This is a genomic window from Coprococcus aceti, assembly GCF_025567285.1.
Lineage (GTDB): Bacteria > Bacillota > Clostridia > Lachnospirales > Lachnospiraceae > Coprococcus > Coprococcus aceti.
Genome location: NZ_JAOQJT010000002.1, coordinates 421,730 through 438,797, shown reverse-complemented (window position 1 = coordinate 438,797; position 17,068 = coordinate 421,730). Strand labels below are relative to the sequence as shown.

Below are 17,068 nucleotides of genomic sequence, written 5' to 3'. Positions count from 1 at the left end.
ACATCATTCGTAATCGGGTGATGTGTTTCTTTTTTTATGTAGGTTAATTGACACTAACCGGCATGTGTGAGATAATCAGAACAGATATTTTTCGACTAAGGGAAAGTATGGGTTACAAAAAAGTTATAAATGAAAGGCAGGAAGAGATGGGAGAAGATAACAACAGCTTTGGCGGCTATCAGCCAACAGAAGACAACAGACAGGCGGGACAGCAGAATCCATATGCCGGTGCGCCTCAGTATGGACAGAACGACCAGAACTATGGTCAGTCAGACGGCCAGTATGGACAGAACGACCAGAACTATGGTCAGTCAGACGGCCAGTATGGACAGAATTATGGTCAGCAAGGTGGACAGTATGATCAGAATTATGGTCAGCCAGGCGGCCAGTATGGACAGAATTATGGCCAGCCAGGTGGACAGTACGGACAGGGATATGGTCAGTATGGTCAGGGCTACGGACAGCCGGGAGATCCATACGGACAGAATTATGCTAATCAGGACATGAATATGGGCGGAGGTCCGGCATATCCACAGAATAATATGCAGCCACAGGAGAGCAAAGGCGTATCCATAGCATCTATGGTGCTTGGTATCTTTTCTCTTACATTTGGATGTTGTATCACATATGTGGGAATTGCCACAGCCATTGCGGGACTGATAACAGGTATCATAAGTCTTAAGGATAAGAAGCCTGGCAAGGGAATGGCTATCGCAGGTATTATAATGAGCGCAATAGCACTTGTGTTCCTGGTGTTCTGTATTATCCTGGTTCTTACATCGGACACATATCAGGATATGGTGGACGAAATACTCAGACAGATACAGTCAGGAAGCTATTAAAAATGTAATAAATTGAATAAAGAGAAGTGATCGAGAGGCCGCCGGATTTCGGGCGGCCTCTTGTTATGTGCACCAAGCTGATAATATTTGAACGTTTAATACTGTGTGGGTGATTGAATCTAAAGGTGGATTAGTGTTATTATTATGGAAGTGCGTAGAAGGTATCAGAAAGGAGGTCCTGTATTATGGAGAGTGATTATATTATTGAAGATACAGACATCAGGCGTCTTATTGTGAAAGCGGTAGAGGCGAGAGAAATGGCATATGCCAGGTACTCACAGTTTAAGGTTGGGGCAGCACTCCTGGCTGGCCGGGAGAATTCTTCGGATGCAGAAGAAGTCGTTGGCAGAGAGACAGACAGCCGCGATAGAAATGCGAATGAATACAGAGTGTTCACGGGCTGTAATATAGAAAATTCCTCGTATGGTGCAACTATATGCGCAGAACGTGCAGCGGTGTGTAATGCAGTGAGTAGTGGCTATAAAGATTTCAAAGCGATTGCTATTGTCGGTGGCCTGAATAGTACAGGGATAAATGGAATAACATATCCATGTGGGATATGCAGACAGGTGCTCTCGGAATTTTCTGCGGATATGTATGTTATCGCAGCACATTCAGAGGATGATTACGACATGAGAAGATTGTCAGAGTTTCTTCCGGCTTCGTTTGGTGCCGGACAGATGGAATAGTGAGCGTTGAAAATTTATATAGAAGGAGAATATGAATTGGGAAATATCAAAGATTTAAAGGCTTACAGAATAGTTGAGGAGAAGGATCTACCGGAGGTACATGGCAAGGGATATGTGCTGGAGCATATAAAGACAAAGGCAAGGGTCCTCATCATTGAGAATGACGATGTGAATAAGGTATTCAATATAGGCTTCAGGACACCTCCATATGATGATTCAGGAATACCTCATATAATTGAGCACTCAGTGCTTTGTGGTTCAAAGAAATATCCGGTAAAGGATCCATTTGTTGAGCTGGCAAAAGGTTCTCTGAACACCTTCCTAAACGCCATGACTTATTCAGACAAGACGGTATATCCTATAGCGAGCTTCAATCAGAAGGACTTTGAGAACATCATGAGTGTGTATCTGGATGCAGTGTTCTATCCGGATATCTATATACATGATGAGATCATGAAGCAGGAGGGCTGGCACTACGAGCTTGACTCTATGGACGGAGACCTGAAGTACAACGGAGTTGTGTATAATGAGATGAAGGGCGTGTACTCAAGTCCTGAGTCGATTATGTACAGAGAGATAGAGTCATCACTCATGCCGGACACTCCATATGGCAATGATTCAGGCGGTGATCCGGTATCCATACCTACACTCACCCTTGAGAGATTCAGAGATTTCCACAGGACATATTATCATCCATCGAACAGTTATATTTATCTGTATGGTGACTGTGATATGGCGAAGGAGCTGGAATTTATAGATGAGGAGTATCTGTCACATTACGATTACAAGGAGATAGATTCAGCAATCCCTCTTCAGAAGCCATTTGACGAGATGAAGGATATCACTAAGGAGTACTCCATAGCTGATACTGATCCAGAGGAGAACAATTCCATACTCACATACAGCAAGATAACAGGGCTCAGCACCGAAAAGAAGAAGGTTACAGCCCTTGAAATACTTGAGTACGTGCTCATGGATGCGCCGGGAGCTGTCCTGAAGAAAGCTCTGACTGATGCGGGTATAGGCGAGGAGGTCTACAGCTCATTTGACAATGGCTGTCAGCAGACCACATTCTCTATCATAGCAAGAGGCGCGGATAAGAACGATAAGGACAGATTCATAAAGATAATAGATGATACATTTGAAGAACTCAGCCATGGTATAGATAAGGATGCGGTTGAGGCTGCAATCAACAAGTTTGAGTTCAAGCACAAGGAGGCCAATTTTGGAAGGTTTCCTAAGGGACTTATGTACGGACTGGATGCATTTAACAGCTGGCTGTATGACGATACCAAGGCACTCATGTTTTTTGAGATGAATGATGTGTATAAGGAGCTGAGAGAGGATCTTCAGAATGGATACTTTGAGCAGCTTATAAAGGAATGTTTCATTGATAATACATTTGGCCTGTATCTCACCATGAACCCTAAGAAGGGTCTTGACCAGGAGAATGAGAAGAAGATCGCTGATGAGCTTGCGGCATACAAGGCTACGCTCAGCCGTGAGGAGCTTGAGAAGATCGTGGAGGATACAAAGGCGCTCAAGGAGTATCAGGCGACTCCTTCATCCGCAGAGGATCTTGCCAAGGTTCCGCTTCTGGCGATAGATGACATTGACAAAGAGGCTGAGAAGCTCAAGAATGTTGAGTCTGAGATCGGCGGACTTCCGGTTGTAAGCCACGATATATTTACAAACGGTATAGGATATCTGAGGTTCTATTTCAATATAAATGATATAGATAATGACCTTGTGCCGTATCTTGCTGTGCTGTCATGCCTGTTTAAATATATTGACACAGAGAAGCATACCTATGGACAGCTTTCAAATGAGATAGACAGTAATATAGGTGGAATAGAATTTGATATGGTTGGATATGCCAGTGACACGGATATCAAGAAGTTCTTTTACGTGTCAATGAAGGCACTCTATGAGAAGCTTCCATATGCCGTTGAACTGATGAAGGAGATTATGTTCTCATCTAAGATCGATGACAGGAAGAGACTGAAGGGGCTCCTGACGGAGGAGAAGTCCAGCATGAAGAATGGCATGGCTGCATCGGGACATGTGACCGCATACACCAGAGCCATGTCCTATATAGATGAGGGAGCAAGATTCACGGATGAGACCTGTGGAATCGCTTATTATGAATTCCTGTGTGACATAGTGGATCACTTCGATGAGAAGTACGATGACTTCATTGAGAAGCTTCAGTATGCCCTTGCAGAGGTACTCAGAAAGGGGGCACTTACGGTTTCATATACAGGAAATGAGGACGTGACAGATCTGCTTGAGGAATCATTTGCGGACTTTGGCATGGCACTCTCTACAAGACCTGCACATAAGGATGTGAAGCCTTTTGAGAAGGATCTCAAGAATGAGGGCTTCAAGACAGCCAGCCAGGTTCAGTATGTTGCCATAGCGGGTAATTTTGAGGATGCGGGATACAAGTACGACAGCTCACTGAGCGTTCTCAAAATCATATTCTCATATGGTTATCTGTGGGAAAATGTCCGTGTGAAGGGCGGCGCATATGGTGCCATGTGCTCATTCCTCAGGAATGGAACCTGCTATATGAGCTCATACAGAGATCCAAACCTCATGGAGACATATGACATATTCAAGAATGCATATAAGTTCGTGGAGAACTTTGAGTGCTCAGACAGAGATATGACCAAGTATATCATTGGAACCATGGCTCAGATAGATGCACCGACGACTCCTGTTGCGGAGGGTATAAGCCATATGGCGAGATACTTTATGGGAGTTACAGATGAACAGATCCAGAGAGAGCGTGATAAGATCCTCTCCACCGACAGAGATGCCATCAGAGCCCTTGCACCACTTGTGAAGGCTGTTACGGATTCAGGAATCATCTGCGCCATCGGCGGAGAGAGCAAGATAGAGGAGAATAAGGACAACTTCAAGGATGTACTTGCGATTTTCTAGGTATAGCCGACAGTCGATATAATGAGCGCAAGTGAGTGGGCGTGCTTGCATGACTTGCGAGCGGCGAATTAGGGTCATGACATAGTAAAGCTAGATGCGTATGCGTAGGTTAGCCTGCGCATGCAGGATGAAGGAGATATATGAATAAAGAATACAAATCAGGCTTCGTGTCCATCATAGGCAGACCAAACGTTGGAAAGTCGACACTTATGAACAGACTGATAGGACAGAAGATAGCGATAACAAGCAACAAGGCGCAGACCACGAGAAACAGGATACAGACCGTGTATACCAGCGATAAGGGACAGATTATCTTCCTGGACACACCGGGAATAAACAGGGCGAAGAACAAGCTTGGAGAGTACATGCTCAAGGTTGCTGAGAGTACGCTGGATGAGGTCGATGTGGTTCTCTGGATAGTTGAGGCCACAACATTTATCGGTGCAGGAGAGCGGTATATCATAGAACAGCTCCAGCATGTAAAGACACCTATAATTGTGGTTGTGAACAAGATAGACAACGTGGAGGAGAGCAAGGTATTTGAGGCGATAAATACCTATAAAGATGCCTGTGACTTTGCGGAAATAGTTCCTGTGTCGGCATTAAAGGGCAAGAACACAGATGAGCTCATAGATACCATTATGAAGTATCTTCCGTATGGACCACAGTATTATGATGAGGACACGATCACTGACCAGCCGGAGAGACAGATAGTTGCCGAACTCATCAGGGAGCAGGCGCTCCGTCAGCTTGATAAAGAGGTTCCCCATGGTATTGCAGTTGTGATTGATTCCATGAAAGAGAGACCGGATGGCGGCCTGATTGATATCGATGCGACAATCATATGTGAGAGGGACTCCCACAAGGGAATCATCATAGGAAAGCAGGGCGTCATGCTGAAGAAGATCGGTACTCATGCGAGATATGGAATAGAGAGACTTCTCGACACCAAGGTCAATCTGAAGCTTTGGGTAAAGGTCAAGAAGGACTGGAGAGATACAGATACATTGCTAAGAAACTTTGGGTTTAGAGACGAGTAGTGTGTGAAAACAGGATCGGTGAATGTGCAGTTGCTGCGGGCAGTGCATAGTTTGCCGATCTTGTCATGTTAAATTTGTTATGGAGGTGGACGTACAATTATGAGAGAAGAAGTTACACTGCACGGAATTGTACTGTCCAGCAGCCTCCAGAGTGAGTATGACAGGAGGATGGTGGTCCTGACAAAGGAACGTGGACGGATAACTGTATTTGCCTCCGGAGTAAGACGTGGTACGAACCCTCTTCAGTCCAAGACACAGATGTTCGTCATGGGAAGCTTTACACTGATCCCGGGACGGGATTCATACAGGCTTGTGAATATAGATGTGGATGAATATTTCCATCAGCTCACCATGGACATAGATGCATACTGTTATGCATCGTATTTCTGCGAGGTCATGGGCTTCATGACCCATGAGGGAGACAGGGCAGCAGATTACCTCAATCTTCTGTATGTGAGTCTTAAGGCTCTGGAGAAGGGGCAGATGCCAGCAAAGCTCATCAGGTGCGTGTACGAGATAAAGCTTATGGATGTGTTCGGACAGGGAATACAGAGCTTCCACTGTCCGGTATGTGGCAAGGCTGAGGTGTCAAATGTATTCGATGCAGCATCGGGTGGACTGCTCTGCGATGGATGCAAAGGCCGGGCAAAACATCCGCTTCATCTATCGGATGACGCAGTATACACGATACAATACATAAATGGTGCACCGCTTGGCAAGATGTACAACTTCAATGTGTCAGATCCTGTACTGGCGGAGATACAGCTAGTGTCGAAGCAGTTCATGGATATGTATGTGGACAGGAAGTTCAAATCGGTGGAGATCATAGACTCGCTGCCATGAAAAAAAGAAGAGAATCCTACATGACGTGAGATTCTCTTCTTTTTGTATATTACCTGTCTAAAATACAAATCACAGAGAGTGTATTATTTTAGAGAACGCCTTCATCGCGCCGGGAAGTTTTTCATATGGTATGGCGCTGAAACCAAACAGAAGCTGGTTCTCAGGACAGAGATTCTTTCTTATCCAGAATGGTTCTGTGGAGAAGATTCGTATGCCTTTCTGTTCAAAAGCTGATATGAGCTCTGTCTGGGTAAGCTTTGAGTTCTTAACCTCTGCCACAAAGTGGAGACCGGCTCCGGCACCATACATGATCACATCATCTTCAAGATTCTGTTTCACATAATTCAATATATAATCATGCTTCTTTTTATAGTGATTCTTCATGGCGCCTATGTGGCGCTGATAATTACCACTCTGTATAAATTCAATAAGTGCAAGCTGCAGAACCGTTGGAACTGTGCAGTTGGTGTGTGAATATCTGGATTCATATGCCTTCATCAGATCTGCTGGAAGCACCATATATGATATTCGAAGATCCGGTGACATGGATTTGGAAAATGTCCCGAGATATATAGTGTGGTCGCTGTTATCGATGGATTGCAGGGATGGAATTGGTCTGCTTTGGTATCTGAGCTCGCTGTCGTAATCATCCTCGATGATATAACTTCCCGATTGAGCCGCCCACTCTATGAGCTCTAGCCTCTTGCTGATAGGCAATATGCTTCCCATAGGGAATTGGTGGGATGGGGTCACATATAACAGCGTGTCTCTGAGCCTCTGTATATGGTCTATTGATACACCGTCATTCTCAAGAGGTATGGGGATGATCCTGAACGGACTCTGGCTGACGATCTCCCATGTTCCGTTGTAGCCAGGGTCCTCTATGGCAAATGAATAGTCTGACGGACTGAATATATGCGTGATTATATCTATTGATCTCTGGTGGCCGCTCGTGAGAATGATCTGCTCCGGTGTGCAGTTTACACCTCTGGACATGTACAGATATTCGGTGATAAGACTGCGGAGGGTGTAACTTCCCTGTGACATCTGGTAGGAGGCGGTATCGGCCATGGATATCATGTCCCAGGCGTTCATAAGGCATTTGCGCCATGCCCTGGAGTGATAGCAGTTGTAGTCCAGATTGCCGTAGCTGAACGTGTAGTCAAATGTCTTTCCTGATTGTCTGGAAGAATGCTGTATATTGTGGCTTTGTCTTGGCTTTTTGTCCGGAGAAAATGCAGAGATGTTCTCAACATAGTAGCCTGAGCCTGTCACGGAGCGTATATATCCTTCAAGTTCAAGCTGGTTGTAAGCAGATACTACTGTGTTGCGGCTCAGTTTATGTTCGGCGGCTAGCTGCCTTGTTGCAGGGAGCTTTTCACCTGCAGCATAGTGCTCATTAAGTATCTCGGATTTCATTTGTTCATATAATTGTTCGTATAGAGACTTATCGGAGGCCTTGTCTATTGATATCATTTCCGTGTTCCTTTCCTGCATATTATAAGCGTTAAAAATACCTTGTATCATTGGATATTTGCGTATTACTTGATTTGTTCATATTCCAATACTGCAAATTGGAACTATAAAAATACTTGAAATTGGAACTTTAGAAAGAACCAATCTGGTGCTATTATACAAGAGTCATAGCGAGTAAGCAATAAGAAGAAGTCATAAGGTGATGTCTGACGGCACAAATTATAGTAGCTTTGTATAAATAATATTACAAAATATGCCGTGAACCTTGCAAAAATATTTGAATGAGTATAAAATAAGGCGGATAGAGTGAAAAAATGCAAATTCGAATATGATTTGGAGGATTACAATGGAAAAGACATTAGACAAGATCGTTGCATTGGCAAAGAGCAGAGGATTTGTTTATCCAGGTTCAGAGATTTACGGTGGTCTCGCAAATACATGGGACTATGGTAATCTCGGAGTTGAACTCAAGAACAATGTTAAGAGAGCATGGTGGAAGAAATTCATCCAGGAGAACCCTTACAATGTAGGAGTTGACTGTGCTATCCTTATGAACCCACAGACATGGGTTGCTTCAGGCCACCTTGGAGGATTTGCTGATCCTCTTATGGATTGCAAAGAGTGTCATGAGAGATTCCGTGCAGATAAACTTATAGAGGACTTTATGGCTGAAAACGGAGTTGTTCCAGAGGGCGCAGTAGACGGATGGAGCAACGAGCAGATGGAAGAGTACGTTGAGAAGAACAATATCTGCTGTCCAACATGTGGTAAGCACAACTTCACAGGCATCAGACAGTTCAACCTTATGTTCAAGACATTCCAGGGTGTAACTGAGGATGCCAAGAACACTGTATACCTGAGACCGGAGACTGCACAGGGTATATTTGTCAACTTCAAGAATGTACAGAGAACTTCAAGAAAGAAGGTTCCATTTGGAATTGGCCAGATAGGAAAGTCATTCAGAAATGAGATAACACCTGGTAACTTCACATTCAGAACAAGAGAGTTCGAGCAGATGGAGCTTGAGTTCTTCTGCAAGCCGGGTACAGATATGGAGTGGTTTGAGTACTGGAGAAGCTTCTGTATCAACTGGCTCAAGGATCTCGGAATCAAGGATGATGAGATGAGAGCCCGTGACCATTCACCTGAGGAGCTTTGTTTCTACTCCAAGGGAACAACAGATATCGAGTATTTATTCCCATTTGGATGGGGTGAGCTCTGGGGAATCGCTGACAGAACAGATTACGATCTGACACAGCACCAGAATACATCAGGAGAGTCCATGGAGTACTTCGATGACGAGACAAAGGAGAAGTACATTCCATATGTAATCGAGCCATCACTTGGTGCTGACCGTGTTACACTGGCATTCCTGTGTGCTGCATATGACGAGGAGAACATCGGAACAGAGGAGAAGCCAGACATCCGTACAGTCCTTCATTTCCACCCACAGCTTGCACCGGTTAAGATCGGTGTGCTTCCACTTTCCAAGAAGCTCAACGAGGGTGCAGAGAAGATTTATGCAGAGCTTTCAAAGTACTACAACTGTGAGTTCGATGACAGAGGCAACATAGGTAAGAGATATAGAAGACAGGATGAGATAGGAACACCGTTCTGTGTAACATATGATTTCGATTCTGTTGAGGATGGAGCAGTCACAGTTCGTGACAGAGATACCATGGAGCAGGAGAGAGTCAAGATTGAAGATCTGAAGGCTTACTTTGAGAAGAAATTTGAATATTAATTGATGGTGTGACCGGAGATAATACGGGACACTGAATTACAGGAGGCATTAAGATGCATAGTAAAGAGTTATTTTCAGAATACGAGGCAAATGTAAGATCGTACAGCAGAAGTTTCCCAGAGATATTTACAAAGGCCAAGGGAGCCAAGATGTATGACGAGAATGGTAAGGAGTATATAGACTTCTTCGCAGGAGCAGGCGCGCTGAACTATGGTCATAACAATGATTATATAAAGGAGAAGGTTATCGATTACATCCAGAGCGATGGAATCATGCATTCTCTTGACATGATGACAGCACCAAAGGCTGAATTCATCGAGTTTTTTGAGAAAAAGGTCCTTGAGCCTAGAGGACTTGATTACAAGATCATGTTCGCAGGTCCTACAGGAACAAATGCAGTTGAGTCACTCTTAAAGCTTGCACGTAAGGTCAAGAAGAGAGAGATGATCTGGGCATATATGGGTTGTTTCCATGGTATGACACTTGGCTCAATATCACTTACAAGTGATGCTGCAAGCCGTGCAGGAGCAGGCGTTGGACTTGACAACGTATACCACATTCCAGCTCCTTACATGTTCCCAGAGCTTGATACGATCAAGTTCATGCAGACACTTCTTGATGACGATCACTCAGGTGTTGAGAAGCCTGCAGCAATCTTTATCGAGACAGTACAGGCAGATGGTGGTGTAAATGTATTCTCAGTAGAGTACCTCAAGGCACTCCGTGAGTTCTGTGATAAGAACGATATCCTTATGGTTGTTGATGACGTACAGGTAGGCTGTGCAAGAACAGGTACATTCTTCTCATTTGAGAGAGCAGGAATCAAGCCTGATATGTTCTCACTTTCAAAGTCAATCGGCGGATACCCATTCCCTATGGGACTTGCAATGTTCAAGCCGGAGTATGATCTCTGGAAGCCGGGTGAGCATTCAGGTACATTCCGTGGAATCCAGCTCTCAATGGTAGCTGCAAAGGCAGGACTTGAGTTCATGCTTGACAACAACATCGAGGCAGAGACAAGACGTAAGGGCGAGATAGTTAGAGAGTATCTTGAGAAGAATATAGACGGCGATCCAAATGTAATTGCAACACGTGGTATCGGACTCCTCTGGGGCGTAGAGGTTAAGGACGATGCAACAGCAGGTGCCATCACAGCAAGAGCTTTCAAGAAGGGTCTTGTAATAGAGAGAGCTGGCCGTGACAACGCGGTCATCAAGATCATGCCACCACTTATCATCTCAGATGAGGATCTTATTGCAGGTCTTGATATTCTCAAGGCAGCTATTGATGGTGAGTAATTTGTAATTTAATGAGCATTGTGACAGTTGTAATTGCGCAAGACTGATATAATGCGAATATCCACATGAAGCCGATAGGCGACATGATATAAAGTTAAACATAGGCTGCGGAGTTTTCCGCAGCCTATGTTTTTGGTGGGATGAATAGGGCTGTGCGGGCAGTTTGCCAATTTGGAAATTTTTGAATACTGGTCAGCGAAGATCAGTTGCCGGTCTGTTTCAGGTCGGCACACAAATGTTGCTGTAATTAAGCGTAATATAATGGAATATACATATAATTCAACTATATGTAAAAATGGACTGGTTTATACACAAAATATAGAAAAAAGAGTTTGCTAATGTTGACATATATGTTATAATCAGTCTAGCGCGTGTGGAGACTTCACGGGGACTTCACACCATGAAATATAAAGTTTACGTAGGAGGTAACAAACAAATGGCAAACAAGTGGGTTTATATGTTTAGCGAAGGCGACATGACCATGCGTAATCTTCTCGGTGGTAAGGGTGCAAACCTTGCAGAGATGACAGCAATTGGTCTTCCAGTTCCACAGGGTTTCACAATTACAACAGAGGCTTGTACTCAGTACTATGAGGATGGCCGTAAGATCAATGACGAGATCATGGCTCAGGCTATGGATGGCGTTAAGAAGATGGAGGAGATCAACGGCAAGAAGTTCGGAGATCTTGAGAATCCATTACTTGTATCAGTTCGTTCAGGTGCAAGAGCATCTATGCCAGGTATGATGGATACAATCCTTAACCTTGGTCTTAACGATGACGTTGTTGCAGCTATGATAGCACACAACCCAGATCCAGCATTCGAGCGTTTCGTATACGATTCATACAGACGTTTCATCCAGATGTTCTCAGACGTTGTTATGGAAGTTGGTAAGAAGTACTTCGAGCAGCTCATCGACAAGATGAAGGAAGAGAAGGGTGTTAAGTTCGATGTAGAGCTTACAGCACAGGATCTCAAGACACTTGCTGAGCAGTTCAAGGCAGAGTACAAGAACCAGTTAGGAACAGATTTCCCTTCAGACCCAGTTGAGCAGTTAAAGTTAGCTATCGAGGCTGTATTCCGTTCATGGGATAACCCACGTGCGAACGTATACAGAAGAGACAACGATATCCCTTATTCATGGGGTACAGCAGTTAACGTAATGCCTATGGTATTCGGTAACCTGAACAATGAGTCTGGTACAGGTGTTGCATTTACTCGTGACCCTGCAACAGGTGAGAAGAAGCTTATGGGTGAGTTCCTTATCAATGCACAGGGCGAGGACGTTGTTGCCGGTGTTCGTACACCAATGCCAATCGCTCAGATGGAGCAGGAGTTCCCAGATGCTTATGCAGAGTTCATCAAGGTTTGTGAGACTCTTGAGAATCACTACCATGATATGCAGGATATGGAGTTCACAGTTGAGAACAAGAAGCTTTACATGCTTCAGTGTAGAAATGGTAAGAGAACAGCTCAGGCAGCTCTTCAGATCGCTTGTGACCTTGTTGATGAGGGACATAAGACAGAGGAAGAGGCAGTTGCAATGATCGATCCTCGTAACCTTGATACACTTCTTCACCCACAGTTTGATGCAGCAGCTCTTAAGGCAGCTACACCAATGGGCAAGGGACTTGGCGCTTCACCAGGTGCTGCTTGTGGTAAGATCGTATTCACAGCTGACGATGCTGAGGCATGGGCAGCTAGAGGCGAGAAGGTAGTTCTTGTACGTCTTGAGACATCACCAGAGGATATCACAGGTATGAAGTCAGCACAGGGTATTCTTACAGTTCGTGGTGGTATGACATCACACGCTGCAGTTGTTGCCCGTGGTATGGGTACATGCTGTGTATCAGGTTGTGGCGATATCGTTATGGACGAGGAGAACAAGAAGTTCACACTCGCTGGCAAGGAATTCCATGAGGGAGATTACATCTCAATCGACGGTACAACAGGTAACATTTACGATGGAGTTATCAAGACAGTTGATGCTCAGATCGCAGGAACATTCGGCCGTGTTATGGCATGGGCTGATAAGTATAGAACACTTAAGGTTAGAACAAATGCAGATACACCAGCAGATGCTAAGAAGGCACGTGAGCTTGGTGCAGAGGGTATCGGCCTTTGCCGTACAGAGCATATGTTCTTTGATCCAGAGAGAATCGCAGCATTCCGTGAGATGATCTGCTCTGATACAGTAGAAGAGAGAGAGGAAGCTCTTAATAAGATCCTTCCATATCAGCAGGGAGACTTCAAGGCTCTTTATGAGGCACTTGAGGGTAACCCAGTTACTATCAGATTCCTGGATCCACCTCTTCATGAGTTCGTTCCAACAGAGGAGGCTGACATCGAGAAGCTTGCTGCTGCTAAGAACAAGAGCGTTGAGGAGATTAAGGCACTTTGCAACTCACTCCATGAGTTCAACCCTATGATGGGTCACAGAGGATGCCGTCTTGCTGTAACATATCCAGAGATCGCTAAGATGCAGACAAAGGCTGTTATCCGTGCAGCAATCGAGGTTCAGAAGGAGCATCCAGATTGGACAGTTGAGCCAGAGATCATGATCCCACTTGTATGTGAGGTTAAGGAGCTTAAGTACGTTAAGAAGGTAGTTGTTGAGACAGCTGACGCTGAGATCGCTGCTGCTGGCGTAGATCTTAAGTATGAGGTTGGTACAATGATCGAGATCCCAAGAGCAGCTCTTACAGCTGATGAGATCGCTAAGGAAGCTGACTTCTTCTGCTTCGGTACAAACGACCTTACACAGATGACATTCGGATTCTCAAGAGATGATGCTGGTAAGTTCTTAAATGCTTACTATGATGCTAAGATCTTCGAGAACGATCCATTTGCTAAGCTTGATCAGACAGGTGTTGGTAAGCTCATGGATATGGCAGTTAAGCTTGGTAAGCCAGTTAATCCAAACCTTCACATCGGTATCTGTGGTGAGCACGGTGGAGATCCTTCATCAGTTGAGTTCTGCCACAAGATTGGTCTTGATTATGTATCATGTTCACCATTCAGAGTACCTATCGCTAGACTTGCTGCTGCACAGGCTGCAATCGCTAACAAGTAGGATTCGGACGAACAGAACTTGTAAGTAATTAGCTTAATAAAGACAATATGAGTCCCTGTAATTGCCATGAGGTGGTTACAGGGACTTTTTTGTAAAAAATATGCATATCAAAAAGGAGAAATCAATAGCCGATACTTGATTATATTATGTACTGATGATATTGTGGTCTATGGAAATTAAACATAGGAAGAATATATAATGAATGAAAGAGATGTAGAAATTAGTAAAAGAGAAGCTAAGAAGAAGGAACGTAGGTCGAGAAAGGACAAGCTTGCAATAGAGAAGAGAATACTTCGTCTGTCTTTTATGGGAAGTGTCTTCTTCATACTTGCGGAGGGCGTGATGGCATGGTATACCCATTCACATTCGCTTTGGACGGACTGCCTGTTCGACTCCGCAGATCTGGTCATGATAGGACCATTTATGGTGCTGGTTCCGCTTCTGTATAAACCTGTGACAGAGAAACATCCATATGGCTATGCCCAGGTGGAATCACTTTTTCTACTTGTGAAGTACAGTGTATTACTTGCACTCACATGTAATCTCATGGTTGAGAATATAAAGCTGTTGTTTCATGGGGGACATGATGTAGATGCGGGGAGCATAGCGGTATTTGAATTTCTTGTATGTGTATGCTGTGCGGTTATGTATGCGATACTTGGCCATTACAGTAAGAAATATGAGTCTACAACTATCAAAGCGGAGCTGTATATGTGGAAGCTTGACGTAATAAGCAGTATGGGAGTTGCTATAGCATTTGCGGTACAGACTGCTCTGTTGCATACAAACCTGCGTTTTATTACCCCTTATATTGATCCGGCTGTAGCGGTGGTTATGGCACTTCTTCTTATAAAAGAGCCGGTGTGCGAGATATTTCAGAGTATCAAGAATCTTATTCTTTTTGCTCCGGAGGAAGAGACGCTTAGTCAGATACGAGCCATAGTGGATCAGCATATGAAGGATTACCCATATGAGGTCACTTTTCTGGATGTCATCCAGACCGGGCGGAAGCTGTGGGTTGAGGTATATATAGGAAATCAGACGGATGTGATACATATAAGTATCATTCATAAGGTGAGAGACGAGATAAAACAGGAGCTAAGGGATAAGTATGATCAGGTGTATATAGAGGTCATACCAGATTGATAGTAAAGCTGTAATACAAAATACAAATGATCAAGGGGATGCAAGGATATTGTTACATTATGAAGTTTTTGAAAGTTCATGTGATACCGATAGATATATAGTTCTGCTTCATGGATTTGGAGGAAACAACAGGGTATGGAAGAAGCAGATTCCCTTGCTTCAGAAGAAGTTTAATGTTCTGGCGATAACTTTGCCAAGTCATGGAGACAGTGAACTAAAATTGTCCAAGATGGGAAGTACGCTGGATGTTGTCGTGGGTGAGATAACACAGGTGCTTGATGAGCGGGGGATACAGCGAGCTGTTTTTATGGGCGTATCACTTGGAACTATATTTATCAAATATATGGAGATGAGATGCGGAAGTTACATAGATAAAGCAATACTTGTGGGTGCGCTGGGCACGGTTGGAAAACCACTCAGGCGTGCTGTCAATGTCTTTGCTAAGATAGGTGACAAACTTCCATTTCCTGTCGTCTACAGAATAATGGCAAAGTTATTTATGCCATGGAAAGTCAGCAAGACAAGCAGGAAGGTGTTCTGCAAATGTGCCAAGGCATTAAACAGTCAGGAATTTAAGGCGTATATGAATATTTTTATTGAGCATTTTTCACTTTGTGACGAGTTCGTGAGCAGATTACACGAGGAGAATGTATATATTTCCGGGCGTGGTGATCTGTGTTTTATAAATGGAATCGTGGAGGAAGCTGATCTGACAGATGCGGAGCTGATAATAATAGAGCATTGTGGTCACGTGTGCAACATAGATCAGAGCAGACAATTCAATGATATTATTTCTGAATTGCTAGACATTGAATGAATTAAAAGTGGAATATGATACGACAAGGATATACTATCTTAAAATGCTGATAAATAAGGATAAGGAGACTGTGATATGGCAACGATGAACACGTATACGGGAAACAAAATAGATCCGATGAATATGGCAGTTGCTGACATATCAATACAGGATATAGCGCATGCGTTAAGCCTCACGTGCCGCGGTGGAGGGCATGTGTCCTATTTCTTTTCTGTGGCACAGCACTCCATCAACTGTATGAATGAGGCGAAGGCAAGGGGATGGTCAGAGCGGTTACAGCTTGCCTGCCTGTTGCACGATGCCAGCGAGGCGTATATATCAGACATAATCAGACCGGTAAAAGTGCATTTATCAAACTATCTGGAGATAGAGAGGTCGATCATGAACGTTATACTTGAACGATTTGGTCTTGCCGATCTGAGCGAAGAAGAAAATGCAATGTGGAAGCAAATAGATGACGAGATGATGAACTTTGAACTCAAGAGCTTCATGAAGGGGGAGGAGTACAGGACCGTCGATAATCTGGTTTCTGTCCCGGATAAAGCAGAGAGACCGTGGAGAGAGGTCGAAGCGGAATTTATAATATGCACAGAGAAATTGAGTATTACCTTAATCTAAGGAGAAAGTGGACAAATAAAAAGATATGATACCTTTAAAGTAGTCAGATAAATAATATGTCACTTTAGAGGTATCATATCAGTATGTACTAACCGATTTTCTCTTTAAAATATGAAAATCAAAGGTATTGGATTATTTTATCAATACAAGACGCATAGTGTTCATCTGAAAGTCCAAAATCAAGCTGTTTCCAGAGAGAGATAAATCTGCTCCAAAGTTCATGGTTTTCGAACATTATATTGTCCTCAGGATTGTTGTCAAAAGAACCCCCTTTTGTTTTATGGAGATCCAATATGAGACTTAGACCATATTTTCTGCACCATGTGATACAATCATTTATATGAGCGTATCCGTTTTCTATTATGTTGCCGTCTTCATCTTCTAAAACATTGTAGTCGATAGGAAGACGCACATGGTCAAGGCCCCATTTTGATATGGTTTTGATGTCGTTTTCACTGATGAATGTATTGTAATGCTGTTCTGAGTATTCTGAGCACTGGGAGAGTCAGCCGCCAAGGTTGATTCCGTGCATATAT

At 43.8% G+C, this 17,068-nt stretch carries 12 protein-coding genes and 1 pseudogene; 11 read left to right on the top strand and 2 right to left on the bottom strand.

Going from position 1 to position 17,068, the window contains the following annotated elements:
* Positions 1 to 107 precede the first annotated feature (107 nt).
* The 5 genes from OCV54_RS04370 (at position 108) to recO (ending at position 6,360) form a co-directional block, all read left to right on the top strand.
* Positions 108 to 842, top strand: a complete 735-nt coding sequence (locus OCV54_RS04370) for a DUF4190 domain-containing protein (protein ID WP_015534139.1) — start codon at positions 108 to 110, stop codon at positions 840 to 842.
* A 185-nt stretch (positions 843 to 1,027) separates the two neighbouring features.
* Complete coding sequence (locus tag OCV54_RS04365) at positions 1,028 to 1,531, top strand: cytidine deaminase (RefSeq protein ID WP_055222790.1); 504 nt, start codon at positions 1,028 to 1,030, stop codon at positions 1,529 to 1,531.
* Positions 1,532 to 1,567: 36 nt separating this feature from the next.
* Entirely contained in the window at positions 1,568 to 4,477 is a 2,910-nt protein-coding gene (locus OCV54_RS04360) for an insulinase family protein (RefSeq protein WP_055222788.1), read from the top strand.
* Positions 4,478 to 4,617: 140 nt separating this feature from the next.
* Positions 4,618 to 5,517, top strand: a complete 900-nt coding sequence (era, locus tag OCV54_RS04355) for a GTPase Era (protein WP_015534137.1) — start codon at positions 4,618 to 4,620, stop codon at positions 5,515 to 5,517.
* Between the two features lie 99 nt (positions 5,518 to 5,616).
* On the top strand, positions 5,617 to 6,360 hold the full coding sequence (recO, locus tag OCV54_RS04350; RefSeq protein WP_055222785.1) for a DNA repair protein RecO: 744 nt from the start codon (positions 5,617 to 5,619) through the stop codon (positions 6,358 to 6,360).
* 69 nt (positions 6,361 to 6,429) lie between these two features.
* Here the strand turns inward: recO and pdxR are convergent, their stop codons facing one another.
* Positions 6,430 to 7,836: a MocR-like pyridoxine biosynthesis transcription factor PdxR gene (gene pdxR / locus OCV54_RS04345; protein WP_015534136.1), complete on the bottom strand. Its 1,407-nt coding sequence runs from the start codon at positions 7,834 to 7,836 to the stop codon at positions 6,430 to 6,432.
* Between the two features lie 346 nt (positions 7,837 to 8,182).
* On the opposite strand from pdxR, the gene OCV54_RS04340 reads away from it, so the two are divergent.
* From OCV54_RS04340 to OCV54_RS04315, 6 genes are all read left to right on the top strand, one after another.
* A complete protein-coding gene (locus OCV54_RS04340; protein ID WP_022057995.1) occupies positions 8,183 to 9,580 on the top strand; it encodes a glycine--tRNA ligase in 1,398 nt (465 codons plus the stop codon).
* A 53-nt stretch (positions 9,581 to 9,633) separates the two neighbouring features.
* Positions 9,634 to 10,878 carry an aspartate aminotransferase family protein gene (locus OCV54_RS04335; RefSeq protein WP_022216005.1) on the top strand — a complete coding sequence of 415 codons (1,245 nt, stop codon included), beginning with the start codon at positions 9,634 to 9,636 and terminating at the stop codon, positions 10,876 to 10,878.
* A 436-nt stretch (positions 10,879 to 11,314) separates the two neighbouring features.
* The gene (gene ppdK / locus OCV54_RS04330) at positions 11,315 to 13,951 is read left to right on the top strand and encodes a pyruvate, phosphate dikinase (protein WP_055222781.1); all 2,637 of its coding nucleotides are present in this window, start codon (positions 11,315 to 11,317) and stop codon (positions 13,949 to 13,951) included.
* Between the two features lie 198 nt (positions 13,952 to 14,149).
* Entirely contained in the window at positions 14,150 to 15,097 is a 948-nt protein-coding gene (locus OCV54_RS04325; protein WP_055222778.1) for a cation diffusion facilitator family transporter, read from the top strand.
* 49 nt (positions 15,098 to 15,146) lie between these two features.
* Positions 15,147 to 15,914 (top strand): alpha/beta fold hydrolase, encoded by a 768-nt coding sequence (locus OCV54_RS04320; RefSeq protein WP_055222776.1) that lies wholly within the window; start codon positions 15,147 to 15,149, stop codon positions 15,912 to 15,914.
* Positions 15,915 to 15,989: 75 nt separating this feature from the next.
* Positions 15,990 to 16,532 (top strand): HD domain-containing protein, encoded by a 543-nt coding sequence (locus OCV54_RS04315; RefSeq protein ID WP_055222774.1) that lies wholly within the window; start codon positions 15,990 to 15,992, stop codon positions 16,530 to 16,532.
* A 118-nt stretch (positions 16,533 to 16,650) separates the two neighbouring features.
* On the opposite strand, the pseudogene OCV54_RS14885 reads toward OCV54_RS04315, so the two are convergent.
* Positions 16,651 to 17,007 (bottom strand): annotated as a pseudogene (locus OCV54_RS14885) (cellulase family glycosylhydrolase); the annotation flags it as partial.
* Positions 17,008 to 17,068: the final 61 nt, after the last annotated feature.